The organism is Streptomyces sp. NPDC090127, assembly GCF_044746945.1.
Lineage (GTDB): Bacteria > Actinomycetota > Actinomycetes > Streptomycetales > Streptomycetaceae > Streptomyces.
Genome location: NZ_JBIVDE010000009.1, coordinates 134,555 through 151,383, shown reverse-complemented (window position 1 = coordinate 151,383; position 16,829 = coordinate 134,555). Strand labels below are relative to the sequence as shown.

Here is a 16,829-nt window from a genome sequence, read left to right as displayed (position 1 = left end):
GGCCTCACGGCAACACCGCTCCCCGGGGTCGGTCGGGCAGCGACCGTACGCACGGGCCCGGGGCGCGGCGGGACGGCACGCCGACAGCCCTCCAGGAGTTCGCTGGCGCGTACGCACCCCTGGGGATCTCACCGTGACGGTGGCACAGGGCGACCGGCGCGTCCCTCAGGGCCCTCACGGCCGGTGGCCAGGTGCGGCAGACCCACGGTGACGTCAGGGGCGGTACGCCCGGCCGGCGCACCGCCCCTCGGGGCTCGTCAGGGACCGGTCAGGCCGCGGCCGCCACCTTCGTCGCGGCCTCGGGCCGTTCCGCGGCCGGCGCCGCCTCGGGGGCCGGCCCGCGCGCGCCCTTGAGGAGGATGACAAGGCCGGCGCTGACCAGCGTGCCCGCCACGATGGCGATCAGGTAGAGCAGCGGGTTGCCGATCAGCGGGACCACGAAGATGCCGCCGTGCGGGGCCCGCAGGGTGCACTCGAAGGCCATCGACAGGGCGCCGGTGACCGCGCCGCCCGCCATCGCCGCGGGGATGACCCGCAGCGGGTCGGCCGCGGCGAACGGGATCGCGCCCTCGCTGATGAACGAGGCGCCCAGGACCCAGGCCGCCTTGCCGTTCTCCCGCTCGGCCTTGGTGAAGAGCTTGCCGCGCACGGTCGTGGCCAGCGCCATCGCGAGCGGCGGCACCATGCCCGCGGCCATCACGGCGGCCATGACCTTCAGGGAGCCCTCGTTCGGGGTGGCGAGCCCGCCGACGGCGAAGGCGTACGCGACCTTGTTGACCGGGCCGCCGAGGTCGAAGCACATCATCAGGCCGAGGATCACGCCCAGGATGATCGCGTTGGCGCCGGAGAGGCTGGAGAGCCAGTCGGTGAGGGCGTTCTGGAGGCTCGCGATCGGCTTGCCGATCACCAGGAACATCAGGAAGCCGACGACGATCGACGCCAGCAGCGGGATCACCACCACCGGCATGATGCCCCGCAGAGCGGCGGGCACCTTCACCTTCTGGATGGCGAGGACCGTGCCGCCCGCGATGAGGCCGGCGGCCAGTCCGCCGAGGAAGCCCGCGTTGATGGTGAGGGCGATCGAGCCGCCGACGAAGCCGGGTACGAGGCCCGGCCGGTCGGCCATCCCGTACGCGATGTAGCCGGCGAGGACCGGGACGAGGAAGGCGAACGCGAGACCGCCGATCTGGAACAGCAGCGCGGCCCAGCTGTCGGCCTGGCCCCACATGAAGTGCTCGGCGACGGACGGGGCCTTGTCGATGTCGTAGCCGCCGATGGCGAAGCCGAGGGCGATGAGGAGACCGCCGGCGGCGACGAACGGAACCATGTAGCTCACGCCGGACATCAGCCACTTCCGGAGCTTGGTGCCGTACCCCTCCTCGGGCTCGCCCGCGCTCTCGACCGGGGTCGCCTTCCCGGCGTCCGGGGCGGTGGTCTCGCCGCGTGCGGCCTTGCCGCGGACCTCGGCGATCAGCTCGACGGGGCGGTTGATGCCCGCCTTGACGCCCACGTCGACGGTCGGCTTTCCGGCGAACCGTTCCTTCTCCCGTACCGGCACGTCGTGCGCGAAGATCACGCCGTCGGCGGCAGCGATGACCGCCGGGTCGAGCCGGGTGAACCCGGCGGACCCCTGCGTCTCGACGACGACCTCGACGCCGGCGGTCTCGGCGGCCTTCTCCAGCGACTCGGCCGCCATGTAGGTGTGGGCGATGCCGGTGGGGCAGGAGGTGACGGCGACGATCCGGAAGGGTGCTTCTCCCCCACCGGAGGCGGCCGGGGGCGCCGGTATGCCGGCATCGGAACCAGACTCCGGCACGGCTTCAGCGGCCCCAGCGGCGTCGGTGTCCCCAGCAGCCCCAGCGGCGTCGGTGTCCTCAGCGGCCCCAGCGTCGGTGCCCTCAGCGGACCCAGCGGCGTCGGTGTGCCCAGCGGATCCAGCGGCGTCGGTGCCCTCGGCAGCAGCCGCCGCCGTCTCCGCCGCCCCAGCTGTCTCCGCCTCGCCCGGTGGCGCCTCCCCCGCGATCAGCGCCGCCGCCTCCGGCGCGGATCCCGCCGATCTCAGCGCCGTCGTGAACTCCTCGTCCATCAACTGGCGGGCCAGCGACGACAGGATCGTCAGATGGGCGTCGTCCGCTCCCGCCGGGGCCGCGATCAGGAAGATCAGGTCCGCCGGGCCGTCCGCGGCGCCGAAGTCGATGCCGCCGGGTGCGCGGCCGAAGGCGAGCGTGGGGGACGTGACGTGGGCGCTGCGGCAGTGCGGGATGCCGATGCCGCCGTCGAGGCCGGTCGGCATCTGGGCCTCGCGGGCGGCCACGTCCGCCAGGAAGCCGTCGAGGTCCGTCACCCTGCCGAGCGCGACCATGCGCTCCGCGAGCGAGCGGGCCGCCGCTTCCTTCGTTCCGGCGGACAGGTCGAGATCGACCAGGTCCGCGGTGATCATCTGGCTCATCGCGGGCTCCCTTGCTCGCTGAGTACTCGGTCCAGGGGTACGTCGGCGGTCACGGTGACCGCCGCCGGGTTCAGGTCGGCCGGGGTGGGCATCTCGCTGCCCGGCAGCTGGACGGCCGCCGCGCCGTGCGCGACCGCCGCCGCCAGCGCCTCGGGCCCGTCCGTGCCGGCCGTGAGGAACCCGGCCAGGGAGGCGTCGCCCGCGCCGACGTTGGAGCGGACGGTGTCGACCGCCGCCGCGCCGAACCAGGTGCCGTCGGCGGTGACGAGGAGCTGGCCGTCGGCGCCCAGGCTGGCGAGCACCGCGCCCGCGCCGCGCCCGCGCAGCTCCTCCGCCGCCTTCGCGACGTCGCCGACGGTGGCCAGGGGCCGGCCGACCGCCTGGGCGAGTTCGTCGGCGTTCGGCTTGACGACGTCCGGCCGGGCCGCGAGCGCGGCGAGCAGGGAGGGGCCCGAGGTGTCGAGGGCGATCCGGGCGCCCGCGCCGTGGGCGCGGGTGACCAGTTCGGCGTACCACGCGGGCGCGAGGCCACGCGGCAGGCTGCCGCAGCAGGCGATCCAGTCGGCGGCCGGGGAGTAGGCACCGACGGCGGCGAGGAGGGTCTCGGCCTCGTCCGCGGTGAGCTCGGGGCCGGGTGCGTTGACCTTGGTGAGCGTGCCGTCGGCTTCCGCGAGGGCGATGTTCGAGCGGGTGTGGCCGGCCACCGGTACCGGTGCGACCTCGATCCCCTGCTCGGCGAGGAGTTGGGCGACCAGTGCGCCGGGCGCCCCGCCGAGCGGGACGACGGCCACGGTCCGCCGGCCGGCGGCGGCGACGGCCCGGGAGACGTTGACGCCCTTGCCACCGGGGTCCATGCGCTCGGCCGAGGCCCGGAGCACCTCGCCGCGCTCCAGGGCCGGGACCTCGTACGTCCGGTCGAGGGAGGGGTTGGGGGTGACGGTGAGGATCATGTGCGTACGACTTCCGTTCCCGCGGCCTCGATCGCCGCGGCGTCCTCGGGGCTGAGCCCGCTGTCGGTGATGAGCAGGTCGACGTCGGTGAGGGCGCCGAAGCGGGCGAAGTGCTCCTCGCCGTGCTTGGCGGAGTCGGCGAGGAGCACGACCCGGCGGGCGGAGGCGATCACGGCCCGTTTGACGGCGGCCTCGGCGAGGTCGGGGGTGGTGAGCCCGTGGTCGGGCGAGTAGCCGTTGGCGCCGAGGAAGGCGACGTCGGCGCGGATCTCGCCGTACGCGCGCAGCGCCCAGGCGTCGACGGCGGCGCGGGTACGGTGCCGGACCCGGCCGCCGACGAGGTGGAGGTCGATGCCGGGGTGGTCGGCGAGCCGGGCGGCGACGGGCAGGGCGTGGGTGACGACGGTCAGCCCGCAGTCGAGGGGGAACTCGGCGGCGAGCCGGGCGAGGGTGGTGCCCGCGTCGAGCACGACGCTTCCCTCGTCGGGGAGTTCGGCGAGGGCGGCCCGGACGATCCGGTCCTTCTGGTCGGCGGCGGTCGCCTCGCGCTCGGCGAGGTCGGGCTCGAAGTCGAGCCGTCCGGCCGGTATCGCGCCTCCGTGCACCCGGCGGACGAGTCCGGCCCGGTCGAGGGCCTTGAGGTCGCGCCGCACGGTCTCGGCGGTGACCTGGAACTCTTCGGCGAGGGAGAGGACGTCGACGCGTCCGCTCTCGCGGGCGAGCCGGAGGATCGCTTGCTGTCGCTCGGGTGCGTACATGTGGTTTTGTATCCGTTCCATGCCCGAACCTGTTGTTTCTCTTGCAGACTACGTCCGCGTTTACGCGAAGTAAACAGATTCGGGCACCAGAGCGGGCATCCGGGCCAACTGACGACGAAGGGCCCCGGCCCCCCGGGATGGATGTCCCGGGGGGCCGGGGCCCTTCGGCCCGCTCGTCGCCGTCCGTACGGCTCAGCTCGCTCAGGGGGCGAGCGCGGGCTCCTTGTCGACGACCGGGAACGCGTCGTCCTCGGCGCCCTCGATGTGCTGCTTCGGCTTCGCCGGCAGCGCGAACATCACCAGGAAGATCACGGCGAGCACGGCCACCGCCCAGCCGAGCGCGTTCTGGAAGGCGTCCGTGAACGCCGCACCGACCTCGGCCGGGGCCTTCGCGATCCGCTCCTCGTCGATCACGCCGAAGAAGACGACCGACACCAGCCCGAGCCCGAGCGCGTTGCCCATCTGGCCGGTCGTGTTGATGAGGCCCGAGGCCGATCCCGCGTGCTCACGCGGCACGTCCGAGAGGACCGCGTCGGTCAGCGGGGCCACGATCAGACCCATGCCCAGGCCCATGACGACCAGGGGGAGGATCATCTGCCAGGAGCTGATGGAGCCGCCGTACCGCCCCGCCTCCCACAGGTAGAGCACCATGCCCGCGGCCATCGTCAGCGCGCCCGTCTGCAGCACCTTGCGGCCGAAGCGCGGGACGAGCTTCTGCACCGACAGACCGGCCGCCGTCGAGACGGCGATCGAGAACGGCACGCCCGTCAGACCGGCCTTCAGCGGGCTCCAGCCCAGACCGATCTGCATGTACAGCGTCCAGACCAGGAAGAAGATGCCCATCACGACGCCGAAGGTCAGCTGCACCGCGATACCGGCCGCGAAGCTCTTCACCTTGAACAGGGAGAGCTCGACCAGCGGCGAGCCGTCCTTCCTCGCCTTGTACTTCTCGTACGCCACGAGGGCCGCGAAGACGACGAGGCTGCCGGCCATGCACAGGTGGCCCCAGAGCGGCCAGTCCAGCTCACGGCCGCGGGTCAGCGGGTAGATCAGCATGAGCAGCGCGAGCGTCACGAGCAGCACGCCGACGATGTCGAGGCGGAGCGCCTTCGGCGCCTTCGACTCGGTGATGAACTTGCGGCCCAGGAGCAGACCCGCGATGCCGACCGGCAGGTTGATGAGGAAGATCGGCCGCCACTCCAGGCCGGCGATGTTCCACTGGGTGAGCAGCGCGCCGAGCAGCGGCCCGGAGACCGCGCCGAGGCCGATGATCGCGCCGAACAGGCCGAAGACCTTGCCGCGCTCGTGTGCGGGGAAGGTGACGTGGATGATCGACAGGACCTGCGGCACCATCATGGCCGCGGCCGCGCCCTGGAGCAGGCGGGAGGCGACCAGCATCTCGGGGTTGGCCGCGAAGCCGCAGAGCGCGGAGGCGACGGTGAAGCCGGCGGTGCCCAGGAGGAACAGCCGCTTGCGACCGTAGATGTCGCCGAGCCGGCCACCGGTGATCAGGCCGGCGGCGAAGGCGAGGGCGTATCCGGCGGTGATCCACTGGATGGCACCGAAGGTGGCGCCGAGGTCCCGCTCGATGCTGGGGATCGCGATGTTGACGATCGTGGCGTCGACCAGGTCCATGAAGGCGGCGGTCATGACGATGGCGAGGGCTATCCAGCGCCTGCGGTCGGTGGCGGCCGCCTCCGTGACGGCGTCGTGTGAACTCATGGGAGAAACGTAGAGGCCATATAGGTCAATGCATGTCCTAGATGCGGCGCATGCTGGAACACATGACGGACACTCCGGCACGACTCCTCAACCTGCTCTCGCTGCTCCAGACGCCGCGCGAGTGGCCGGGCAGCGAGCTCGCCGAGCGGCTCTCGGTCTCCGCGCGCACGATCCGCCGGGACATCGACCGGCTGCGGGAGCTCGGCTATCCCGTGGAGGCGACGAAGGGCGCGGTGGGCGGGTACCGCCTGGTCGCCGGCACGGCCATGCCGCCGCTGCTCCTCGACGACGAGGAGGCGGTGGCGATCGCGGTGGGGCTGCGGGCGGGTGCGGGCCACGCGATCGAGGGGGTGGAGGAGGCGTCGGTGCGCGCCCTCGCCAAGCTGGAGCAGGTACTGCCGTCCCGGCTGCGGCACCGGGTCTCCACCCTGCAGAACGCGACGATCCCGCTGACGCGCGGGGACGGGGCGACGGTGGCTCCCTCGACGCTGACGGCCCTTGCGGGCGCGGTGACGGCGCAGGAGCGGCTGCGGTTCGGGTACCGGGCGGGTGACGGGACGGAGTCGCGGCGCCAGGTCGAGCCGTACCGGCTGGTGTCGACGGGGCGGCGGTGGTACCTCGTGGCGTACGACCTGGAGCGCGAGGACTGGCGGACGTTCCGGGTGGACCGGGTCTCGGATCCGTTCGCGACGGGGGCGCGGTTCGCGCCGAGGGAGTTGCCGGCGGGCGGGGCGGCCGAGTTCATGAACCGCTCGATGGCCCGTGACCAGCCGGAACTGGACCTGGACGTCACCTTCGAGGCTCCCGCCGACTTCGTGGCGGCCCGGCTGCCGTCCCATCTGGCGCCGACCGCGACGGGCCCTTCGACGTGCCGGCTGCGGACGCGGACGACGGACTCGACGGAGTGGCTCGCGGTCCGGCTCGCCCTGGTCGACGCGTCCTTCACGATCCACGCCCCGCCGTCCCTGATGACGTACACGAAGGACCTGGGGGCGCGGTTGGCGGCGTCGGTGCGGTAGGGGGTCGGTGCGGTGGCGGGGTCGGCGCGGTAGCGGGGGCGGGCTTGGCGGTGGCGTGGGCGCGCTTGGCGGGGTCGGTGGCGTGGGGGGGGGGGGGGGGCCCGCGCGCCCCCCCCCCCCCCCCCCCACGCCGGAGCGGTCGAACACTCCGTCCGCCGGAGCGGCCGGCCGCTCAGTCCGCTTCTCCGCCGGAGCGGCTGACCGCTCTGTCCGCCTGTCCGCCGTATCGGCCGACCGCTCTACGCCACCGCGTCGAAGCCCGTGTCCCGGGCCATCTTCTTCAGCTCCAGGAGCGCGTGCTTCTCGATCTGGCGGATGCGCTCGCGGGTGAGGCCGTGCTCCTTGCCGACCTCCGTGAGCGTGCGCTCGCGGCCGTCCTCGATGCCGTACCGCATGCGGATGATCGAGGCCGTCCGGTGGTCGAGCTTGTCGATCAGGTCGTCGAGCTCCTCGCTGCGCAGCAGCGTGAGCACCGACTGCTCCGGCGAGACCGCCGAGGTGTCCTCCAGGAGGTCGCCGAACTGCGTCTCGCCCTCGTCGTCCACCGACATGTTCAGCGAGACCGGGTCACGGGCCCAGTCCAGGACGTCCACGACGCGCGCCGGCGTCGAGCCCAGCTCCGTCGCGATCTCGGCCGGCTCCGGCTCCCGGCCGTTCTCCCGGTTGAACTCGCGCTGCACGCGCCGGATCCGCCCGAGCTCCTCCACCAGGTGGACGGGGAGCCGGATCGTGCGCGACTGGTCGGCTATGGAGCGCGTGATGGCCTGGCGGATCCACCACGTGGCGTACGTCGAGAACTTGAAGCCCTTGGCGTAGTCGAACTTCTCGACCGCGCGCACCAGGCCCGCGTTCCCTTCCTGGATCAGGTCGAGCAGCGGCAGGCCGCTGCGCGGATAGCGTCGCGCGACGGCGACGACGAGCCGCAGGTTCGACTTGATGAAGAGGTCCTTGGCACGCTCGCCCGCTTCGTACAACGCTTCGAGCTCCTCGCGGGACGCGCCGCCCGCCTCGCTCTCCACCTCTCCGTCCAGGATCTGCCGGGCATAGACCCCGGCCTCGATCGTCTGGGAGAGCTCGACCTCCTTGGCGGCGTCGAGCAGGGGCGTGCGGGCGATCTCGTCGAGGTACATGCCGACCAGGTCGCGGTCGGCGATCTCCCCGCCCACGACGCGAACGCTGCTTGCCCGGCTTTTGCCGCTACCGCTGGTGGCGGAGGACTGACGACGGGCGACGGCACGGGTTGCCATGCGTGCTCCCTTGCTGAGTAGGTCGCGACACCCTTTCGGGTGCCCTGCATCCGACGGAAACAACGACTGGAATCAGGACAGAATTCCCACGCGGCGCATCGATTTTCGCGATCATGCAGTACCCTGTGCCGCCACCGAGGGTGATCGATGCCCTCCGCACGCACAGAAGCGCAGGTCAGGCGAGGCCTGGAGGCCGCTCAAGCGGTCCGCCCCGCGAGACGACGATCACCTCGGGAGCGGGCGACGTCCCTAGGTCCGCTTCTCCCCAGAAGACGGCGCCTGACGCCTCCTGGTTGCCTGCGATGTCCGAAATAAGAAGTACAGCCGCATCCCCGGACGCGCCTCGGCCCCCAGGACCAGGTCCACCGACCGTTACGGACGGGATACGGCCCCGCCTACCGTCAGGCCCATGACCGACACCTCCGGCGCCCTCGACGAAGCGCTCCAGCGGCTCCACGGACACGGCCCCGAACGCCTCGGGAGGCTCACCAACCACGCCCCCATGGTCGTCGAGGCCCTCGTGCATCGCGGCCGGGCCGCGACGGTGCACCGCTGGCTTGACCACTACCGGCACAAGCTGGAGGACATGCCGACGCCCCGCACCCCCGTCACGGCGGCCACCTGGCGCGAGGCGCTCGGCGACACGGCCCGGATCGCCGACTGGCTCCGGTTCTTCGAGCGCGAGACGGCGCAGCGCCCCTGGCGCGAGGTCCTCGCCGAGTGGTGGCCGCGCCTCCTCCCCGGCATCGCGGGAGGCTCCACCCACCCCGTCATCCGCACCGGCCACGCCGTCCGCACGCTTCTGACGACGCCGGAGACGGAACCGCGCCGCACGGAGCTGGCCCAGGCGCTCGGCTACTGGGCCGCCCGCGCCCAGCCGCTGCCCGCGATCACCCCGCTCGCCCCGGCGCCCACCGCGGCCGCCGCCCTCGCGGCCGTGCCGCCCGTGCCCCGCCAGGAGGGCGGGCTGCGCGACCGGCTGCCCCAGCTGACCGCGTTCCCGCACTGGGGCGCCGCCGCCGACGCCGACACCGCGCACGCCCGGCTCACCGAGCTGGTCGCGGCCGCGACCCACCGGTACGCGACGCACGGCCACGGCGAGCCGATCATGCTCGTCCACGCGGCGACCGCGCCCAACGCCGTCCTGCGCACCCTTCCGGCGCTCCCGCGCGAGCTCTGGCCGGCGAGCCTCGCGGCCGCCTGGGCCGCCTCGGCCGCCGTGACGGCGTCCTACACCCCGCGCGAGGCGGCGCCCCAGCGGGCCACCGGCCTCACCGCCGAGGAGATCTTCGAACGGGCCGCGGCCCACGGCGACGACCACACGATCAAGTTCGCCGACACCGCGCTCGACGTCGGGGACGGACCCGCGCTGACCGCCGCCGTACGCGCCGCCGACCTCAACCCGCCGGTCTTCTGACGGGCCCGGTGTCCTCCTGAAGGCCCCGCTGGCCTTCTGCCGGCCCGGCCCTCCGATGGCCCCGCCGGCCTTCTGCCGGCCCCGCCGGTCTTCCGGCCGCCTGCTCAGCCGAACTGGACCGAGCGCTTCGCGAGCCCCATCCAGAACCCGTCGATCACCGACCGCCCGCCGTCCAGGTCACCGGCCGCGTCCGCCGCGCCGAGGGTGACGAAGAGCGGGGCGAAGTGTTCCGTACGCGGATGGGCGAGCCGGCCGGCCGGGGAGGTGTGGACGAAGTCGAGGAGGGCGTCGACGTCCCGCGCCTCCAGCGCCTCGCGGCCCCAGGCGTCGAACTCCGCCGACCAGCCGGGCACCCCGCCCCCGGTGTGCCGCAGGGCGGCCAGGTTGTGGGTGAAGAAGCCGCTGCCGACGATCAGGACGCCCTCGTCGCGCAGCGGCGCGAGCCGGCGGCCGATCTCCATCAGCTTCCGGGGGTCGAGCGTGGGCAGGGAGATCTGGAGCACCGGGATGTCGGCCTCCGGGAACATCTCCACCAGCGGCACGTACGCGCCGTGGTCGAGCCCGCGGTCGGGGATGTCCTGCACCGGTGTGCCCGGCCCGTGCAGCAGCCCGCGGACCGACGCGGCGAGCCCGGGCGCGCCGGGAGCCGGGTACCGCACCCGGTAGTAGTGCTCGGGGAAGCCCCAGAAGTCGTACACGAGCGGGACGGTCTCCGTCGCGCCGAGGGCGAGCGGGGCCTCCTCCCAGTGCGCGGAGACCATCAGGATCGCGGTGGGCCGGGGCAGTCCGGCGGACCAGGCGGCGAGTTCACCGGGCCAGACCGGGTCGTCGGCGAGCGGCGGGGCACCGTGCGAGAGATAGAGGGCGGGCATCCGTTCCAGCGTGGCGTCCATGGCGACGACCGCCTTCCGAGGGGATCCTTGAAGTTTCAAGATTGGCTGACAGTCACGAGCGTAAGCCCATATAGTTCAACTTTCAAGAACGAGTCGTACGATGGACGCATGACCACCGCACCTGAGGACGCACCGCGCTGGCTCAGCGACGAGGAACAGTGCGTCTGGCGGGCGTACCGCCACGCCACCACCCTCCTCGAGGACCATCTCGACCGCCAGCTGCAGCGCGACGCCGGGATGCCGCACATCTACTACGGGCTGCTCGTCCAGCTTTCCCAGGCGCCCCGGCGGCGACTGCGGATGACCGAGCTGGCCAAGGACGCCAAGATCACCCGTTCCCGGCTCTCGCACGCCGTCGCGCGCCTGGAGAAGAACGGCTGGGTGACCCGCCAGGACTGCCCCTCCGACAAGCGGGGCCAGTTCGCGCACCTCACCGACGAGGGGTTCGAGGTGCTGCGGCGGACTGCGCCCGGCCATGTCTCCGCCGTACGGCAGGCCATGTTCGACCGGCTCAGCCCGGAGCAGGTGGACCAGCTCGGCGAGATCATGAAGGTGATGGCGGAGGGGCTCCAGCCGTCCGGCCCGGACGCGGACCTGCCCTGGCTCCGCTGAGCGGAACCAGGGCAGGCAGGCATCACCAGGAGGTGGTCGGTCCAAGTGGACGGTCGGTCCGTGTCGACAGTCGGTCCGTGTCGACGGTCGGTGCGCGTCGACGGTCGGTACGCGGTGACGGTCAGCGCGCGATGACGGTCAGTGCGCGATGACGGGGATCTTCACCTCGTGCTCGGCACCCTCGCCGGAGCCCGAGCCCGAGCCGGAGCCCGCCACCGGGCCGGTGTCCGGCTTGCCGGTGTTGATGAAGGTGACGGCGATCGCGGAGGCGGCGACCAGGATGCCGACGGCCCACCAGATCGCCGCCGCGTAACCCTCGACCATGCCCTGGAGCTGGAGCAGCTTCTGGGCGCCCTGGCTCGTGGCGCCGGCCGCGTGGTCGGTGATGTAGGCGGTGGTGGCGGAGGCGGCGATCGTGTTCAGCAGGGCCGTACCGATCGCGCCGCCGACCTGCTGCGAGGTGTTGACCATCGCGGAGGCCACACCGGCGTCCCGCGGGTCGACGCCGTGCGTGGCGAGCGACATGGCCGGCATGAACGCCGTACCCATGCCGAGGCCGAGCAGCAGCTGCGCGGGCAGGATCAGACCGGCGTACGAGGTGTCGATCTGCAGCTGGGTGAGCAGCAGCATGCCGACGGCGGCGGTCAGGAAGCCGGGACCCATCAGCAGACGCGGTGGGACCCGCGTCATCAGCCGCGTACCGATCTGGGTGGAGCCGATGATCATGCCCACGATCATCGGGAGGAACGCGAAGCCCGTCTCGACCGGCGAGAACCCCTTCACGATCTGGAGGTAGTACGTCAGGAAGAGGAACAGGCCGAACATCGCGATGATGGCGAGGCCCAGCGAGAGGTAGACACCGCCGCGGTTGCGGTCGGTCAGGACGCGCAGCGGCAGCAGCGGCGACTTGACCTTCGCCTCGGTGAGGACGAAGGCGGCCAGGAGGACCGCGGAGGCGACGAACATGCCGATCGTCGTGGCGTCCGACCAGCCCTCGGACTCGGCGCGGGTGAAGCCGTAGACCAGGGCGACCAGGCCGAGCGTGGAGAGGACGACGCCCGGGATGTCGAGCGGCGAACGGTTGCGACCGCCGGCCGGCTCACGGATCACGAAGTACGCGCCGGCGGCGGCGACGATCGCGAACGGGATGTTGACGAAGAAGGTCCAGCGCCAGTCCAGGTACTCGGTGAGGAAGCCGCCGAGGATCAGGCCCACGGCGCCACCGCCACCGGCGATCGCACCGTAGATGCCGAACGCCTTGGCGCGCTCCTTGGCGTCGGTGAACATCACCGCGAGCAGGGAGAGCGCGGCGGGCGCGAGCAGTGCGCCGAAGGCGCCCTGGAGCGCGCGGGCGCCGAGCATCATGGCCTCGCCGGTCGCGGCCCCGCCGAGCGCGGAGGCGGCGGCGAAGCCGATGAGGCCGACGACGAAGGTGCGCTTACGGCCCCACAGGTCGGCTATGCGGCCGCCGAAGAGCAGCAGACCGCCGAAGGCGAGGGCGTAGGCCGTGATGACCCACTGGCGGTTGCCGTCCGAGATCCCCAGGTCCTGCTGGGCGGAGGGCAGCGCGATGTTCACGATCGTCGCGTCGAGCACGACCATCAGCTGGGCGAGGGCGATGAAGACCAGCGCTTTCCAGCGCCGGGGATCTGTTTCGGACATGGGGGTAGCCACCTCGTGGTACGTAAAGGAAAAATGGGACGTAAGTGAGTGGGCCCGTCAGCGGAGCAGCGGGCGTGCGTGCGGAGTCATGGGCGGGCGTGCGGAGTCACAGGCGTGCATGCGGAGTCACAGGCGTGCGTGCGGAGTCGCGGGGCGGTCGGCGCGGGGTCACGGGACGGTCGGCGCGGGGGTCACAGCGTGTCGGCGTCGCCCCTCAGATCCTCCAGAGTGGCGGCCGAGCCGGGCAGCACGGAGCGCGCGGGCGCCTCGAGACCGTCCAGGAACAGCTGCAGATGACGGTGGACGAATCGGTCCATGTTCAGGCAGGCGGTGCCCGGGAGCGGGCGGGTCAGCTGGGAGACGGCCACCATCAGGTCCCCGACGCCGACGTCGGTGCGGAGCCTGCCCGAGCCGTGCGCACGGTCGACCAGGTCCTGGACGGCCGCCTCCAGCCGGTCGCGCTCGGCGTGCAGTTCGGGGTGGTTCTTGTCGAAGGTGCCGTCGAGGATCGGGCACAGGGCCCCGATGCGCTCGTCGGCGGCGGCATGGGTGAAGCGGCGCAGCGCCTCGAAGGAGTCGGCCTCCCCGGCGTCGACGGCCGCGGCCGCCTCCTGCGCCAGGTCCGTGGTGCGGGAGGTGACGGAGAGGACGACCTCGTGGACGAGGTCGCCCCGCTCGGGGAAGTTCCGGTAGAGGGTGGCGTTGCCGACGCCCGCCCGGCGCGCGATCTCGTCGAGCGGCACCTGCGGGCCGAACTCCACGAACATCTCGCGGGCCGCGCAGACGATCCGCTCACGGTTGCGCAGGGCGTCCGCACGGGGGCGGGGCACGCGGCGAGCGGGCGCGGTGTCGGCTTCGGCGGTCACGCCACGGCCTCCTTCTGACGGTGACACCGGCCCCCGGCCGGCGATCCGGGGACTTGGTCCCCACTTCCTCGAACACAGGCGTAAACGGGGAGGGAGTCCCCGGTTATTTCCCGCCGGGAATGTGACCTGCGTCACGCCAGCAGCTGCCGTGCGGAATACCCACGATCGGGCCACCCGACGCGCGCCTCCGGAGCTCTCGACACACGCTGATCGAACAGCAGCGCTGACCGGAGAGGCGACCGCATGCAGCAGACCCCCCGCATACGCAGACCCGTCGTCCTCGCCGCGGCGGCCGCTGTCGCGCTCGCCGCCCTCGCCTCGGCCAGCACCACGCTCCCCGGCCCGGCACCGGCCTCCGCGGGCCCGGTGGCCGCCGCGGCCGGAGACGCCACGGCGCTCGGACCGTGCAGGATCGCGACGACGATGGGTGTGCAGATGTCGGAGGGGATGCCGACGGCTCCCGGGTACGCCCGCTCCACGGGCCGCGTCAGGGCCCTCAACCTGATGGTCGACTTCCCCGACGCCGAAGGGGAGGGCACGGCGCTCGACCGGTACGGCGAGTTCTTCCCGAAGACCACCGAGTGGTTCAGCACCAGCTCGTACGGGCGGCTGCACTACGCCCCGGAGGCCCCGATACCCGACTGGCTGCGGATGCCGCGGCCGTTCGCCTCGTACGGGATAGAGCGCGGCTCACCGTACGAACCGGGCTACCGCGGCCTCGTCGAGGACATCGTGAAGACCGCCGACCCGCAGATCGACTTCAGCGCCTACGACCTGGTCAACATCCTGGTCACGCCGAACGCCGGCCCCTCGGCCCTGGACACCGTGCTCTCCGTGACCTTCTCCGGGAACGACGAGGCGCCCTACGCGGACGGTGTCCCGCTCTCCAACACGTCCTTCGTCTACAGCCGCCAGGACGACGGCTCGGGGACGTACGCGCAGACCGGCTACCGCGTCCTGCCGCACGAGAACGGCCACGTCTTCGGCCTGCCCGACCTCTACACCGTGGACGGCGGCGGCACGGTCGGGCACTGGGACATCATGTCCGAGGACTGGGGGGCCAACAACGACCTGCTCGGCTGGCACAAGTGGAAGCTCGGCTGGCTGGACAACAGCCAGGTCGGCTGCGCCGCCACCCCGGGGGCGCACGACTACACGCTGACCCCGCTGGCGACCGCGGGCGGCCGGAAGCTCGCCTTCGTACCGCTCTCCGAGAAGTCCGGCTACGCCGTCGAGGTCCGCACCCGGGACGGCAACGACGAGGCGGTCTGCGAGCCGGGCGTCCTGATCTACCGGGTCGAGTCGGACGTCGACACCGGCCAGGGCCCGGTGACGGTGTCGGACAGCGACCAGGACAGCGGCGGCTGCACGCGCCGCCCGAACGTCCACGCGGAGCTGTCGGACGCGCCGTACCGGCCGGGCGAGACGTTCACCGACCGGGCCAACGGCATCCGGATCACCGTCCTCGCCGAGGAGACGAGCGGCACCTACCGGGTGCGGATCACCCGCGGCTGAGCTCCTCCCGCAGCTCCCGCTTGAGCACCTTCCCCGTGGCGTTGCGGGGCAGCTCCGTGGCGCGTACGAGGACGTGGGCGGGCACCTTGAAGGCGGCCAGCCGGCCCCCGACGTGCGCCCTGAGCTCCTCGACCGACGCGTCGGCGCCCTCGCGCACCCGCACGACGGCGGCGACCTCCTCCCCGAGGACCGGGTGCGGGACCCCGAGGACGGCGGCGTCGACGACGTCGGGGTGGTCGTGGAGGGCGGCCTCGACCTCGACGCAGTACACGTTCTCGCCGCCGCGGACCACCATGTCCGTGAGCCGGTCGACGATCGTGACCCGCCCGTCGCGGAGCCGGGCCAGGTCGCCGGTGCGGAACCAGCCGTCGTCGGTGAAGGCGGCGCGGGTGGCGGCCTCGTCCCCCCAGTACCCGCGCACGAGGGACTGCCCGCGCAGCAGCAGCTCCCCCACGCCCTCGGCGTCGGGCCGGTCGACGCGGACCTCGGTGGCGGGGGTGGGCCGGCCGACACCGTGCGGATGGGCGCGGTACTCGGCGCCGAACGTGGCGAGGACGCCGCCGCAGGTCTCGGTGAGGCCGTAGCCGTTGCGGGGCTCGACGCGGTCGCCGAAGGCGGCGGTCAGCCGGGCGACCAGCTCGGGCGGGGCGGCGGCGCCGCCGGTGTTGAGCATGGTGAGGCTCTCCATCGCGTCACCGGTCCGCTCGGCGAGGTCGAGCAGCTGGAGCGCGGTGGTGGGGACGCCGGCGTAGTGCGTCACGCGGTGGAGCCGGATCAGCTCCAGGGCCTTGCCCGCGTCCCATTTCCGCATGAGGACGAGGGTCCCGCCGGCGGCCATCACCGAGTAGAAGGAGGTGAAGGCGGCCACGTGGAAGAACGGGAAGGTGGTGAGCGAGACGGGCGCGGGCCCCTGCCCGGGGAGGGTGCCGCGGCCGAGTGCGGAGGCGGCGGCGTAGTACCGCGGGTTCATCGCCGCCCCCGCCTGCGCGAGGTGGGTGGCGACGGCGCCCTTGGGGCGGCCGGTGGTGCCGGAGGTGTAGATGATCGTGGCGTCGTGCTCCGGCAGCACGTCGACGAGCGGGGGGCCGAGAAGGCCGTCGGTGTCGCGCACGTACGCCTGGAAACCGTCCCCGGCCTCGCCGTGAAAGACGATGCCGGGCACGTGGTGACGGAGCGCCCAGCCGCGCAGGCGTTCCTTGCGCTCCCCGTCGACGAGGAGGACGCGCGGCCGGCAGTCGTCGAGGGCGTACGCGCACTCCTCCTCGGTCCACCAGGCGTTGAGGGGCACGGCGACGAGGCCGGCGAGCTGGGCGGCCCAGAAGGCGATCTGCCACTCCGGGTGGTTCCGCATGGCGACGACGGCCCGGTCGCCGGGGCGCAGCCCGTACTGGTCCACGAGGGCGCGGGCGAGCCCGCAGGCGGCGTCGAAGAACTCCCGGTAGCTCAGCACCCCGTCCTCGGAGACGAGGAACGGCCGGTCGCCGTACGCCCAGGTGGCCTCGACGAACTCGCGCAGCGTGCGCGGCCCCTCGACGTACACCCCGTCCTCGACGGCGAAGGGCGCCCCGGGCGCGGCCAGCCGGGCGGCGACTGGATCCGCCGTCTCTCCTACGCGCACGATCGACCTCTCTAAGCGCTCGCTCAGCCCCGTCGGCCGACGCTATGCCCGCCCTCCCGGGGCGTCAAGCGCGGCCGGTGGCCGCTCCCCCCGCGAGGCGC

Annotated in this window: 13 protein-coding genes; 4 read left to right on the top strand and 9 right to left on the bottom strand. The window is 72.9% G+C overall.

Annotated features, from left to right (window positions below; translation table 11 throughout):
• Positions 1–268: 268 nt before the first annotated feature.
• From ACIPPS_RS29275 to ACIPPS_RS29260, 4 genes are all read right to left on the bottom strand, one after another.
• Positions 269–2,449 (bottom strand): fructose-specific PTS transporter subunit EIIC, encoded by a 2,181-nt coding sequence (locus tag ACIPPS_RS29275; RefSeq protein ID WP_401438092.1) that lies wholly within the window; start codon positions 2,447–2,449, stop codon positions 269–271.
• Positions 2,446–3,399 carry a 1-phosphofructokinase gene (gene pfkB, locus ACIPPS_RS29270; RefSeq protein ID WP_401438089.1) on the bottom strand — a complete coding sequence of 318 codons (954 nt, stop codon included), beginning with the start codon at positions 3,397–3,399 and terminating at the stop codon, positions 2,446–2,448. The genes ACIPPS_RS29275 and pfkB overlap by 4 nt, the downstream gene beginning before the upstream one ends.
• Positions 3,396–4,157, bottom strand: coding sequence for a DeoR/GlpR family DNA-binding transcription regulator (locus tag ACIPPS_RS29265; RefSeq protein ID WP_401438578.1), 762 nt, complete (start codon positions 4,155–4,157; stop codon positions 3,396–3,398). The genes pfkB and ACIPPS_RS29265 overlap by 4 nt, the downstream gene beginning before the upstream one ends.
• A gap of 201 nt (positions 4,158–4,358) precedes the next feature.
• Entirely contained in the window at positions 4,359–5,879 is a 1,521-nt protein-coding gene (locus tag ACIPPS_RS29260) for an MFS transporter (protein WP_401438086.1), read from the bottom strand.
• A 62-nt stretch (positions 5,880–5,941) separates the two neighbouring features.
• On the opposite strand from ACIPPS_RS29260, the gene ACIPPS_RS29255 reads away from it, so the two are divergent.
• Positions 5,942–6,898, top strand: coding sequence for a helix-turn-helix transcriptional regulator (locus ACIPPS_RS29255; RefSeq protein WP_401438084.1), 957 nt, complete (start codon positions 5,942–5,944; stop codon positions 6,896–6,898).
• A 239-nt stretch (positions 6,899–7,137) separates the two neighbouring features.
• Here ACIPPS_RS29255 and ACIPPS_RS29250 read toward each other — a convergent pair whose 3' ends face one another.
• On the bottom strand, positions 7,138–8,145 hold the full coding sequence (locus tag ACIPPS_RS29250; RefSeq protein WP_401438082.1) for an RNA polymerase sigma factor RpoD/SigA: 1,008 nt from the start codon (positions 8,143–8,145) through the stop codon (positions 7,138–7,140).
• Between the two features lie 409 nt (positions 8,146–8,554).
• Between ACIPPS_RS29250 and ACIPPS_RS29245 the strand changes: the two genes are divergently transcribed.
• Positions 8,555–9,562 (top strand): questin oxidase family protein, encoded by a 1,008-nt coding sequence (locus ACIPPS_RS29245; protein WP_401438079.1) that lies wholly within the window; start codon positions 8,555–8,557, stop codon positions 9,560–9,562.
• Positions 9,563–9,666: 104 nt separating this feature from the next.
• Here ACIPPS_RS29245 and ACIPPS_RS29240 read toward each other — a convergent pair whose 3' ends face one another.
• Positions 9,667–10,455, bottom strand: coding sequence for a dioxygenase (locus ACIPPS_RS29240; protein WP_401438076.1), 789 nt, complete (start codon positions 10,453–10,455; stop codon positions 9,667–9,669).
• Between the two features lie 108 nt (positions 10,456–10,563).
• On the opposite strand from ACIPPS_RS29240, the gene ACIPPS_RS29235 reads away from it, so the two are divergent.
• The gene (locus ACIPPS_RS29235) at positions 10,564–11,067 is read left to right on the top strand and encodes a MarR family winged helix-turn-helix transcriptional regulator (protein ID WP_401438073.1); all 504 of its coding nucleotides are present in this window, start codon (positions 10,564–10,566) and stop codon (positions 11,065–11,067) included.
• Between the two features lie 138 nt (positions 11,068–11,205).
• Here ACIPPS_RS29235 and ACIPPS_RS29230 read toward each other — a convergent pair whose 3' ends face one another.
• Positions 11,206–12,729, bottom strand: coding sequence for an MFS transporter (locus tag ACIPPS_RS29230; protein WP_401438071.1), 1,524 nt, complete (start codon positions 12,727–12,729; stop codon positions 11,206–11,208).
• A 191-nt stretch (positions 12,730–12,920) separates the two neighbouring features.
• A complete protein-coding gene (locus ACIPPS_RS29225; protein ID WP_401438068.1) occupies positions 12,921–13,595 on the bottom strand; it encodes a TetR/AcrR family transcriptional regulator in 675 nt (224 codons plus the stop codon).
• A 243-nt stretch (positions 13,596–13,838) separates the two neighbouring features.
• Between ACIPPS_RS29225 and ACIPPS_RS29220 the strand changes: the two genes are divergently transcribed.
• Positions 13,839–15,110 (top strand): M6 family metalloprotease domain-containing protein, encoded by a 1,272-nt coding sequence (locus ACIPPS_RS29220; protein WP_401438066.1) that lies wholly within the window; start codon positions 13,839–13,841, stop codon positions 15,108–15,110.
• Here the strand turns inward: ACIPPS_RS29220 and ACIPPS_RS29215 are convergent.
• Positions 15,097–16,728 carry a class I adenylate-forming enzyme family protein gene (locus tag ACIPPS_RS29215; RefSeq protein ID WP_401438063.1) on the bottom strand — a complete coding sequence of 544 codons (1,632 nt, stop codon included), beginning with the start codon at positions 16,726–16,728 and terminating at the stop codon, positions 15,097–15,099. The genes ACIPPS_RS29220 and ACIPPS_RS29215 overlap by 14 nt on opposite strands.
• Positions 16,729–16,829: the final 101 nt, after the last annotated feature.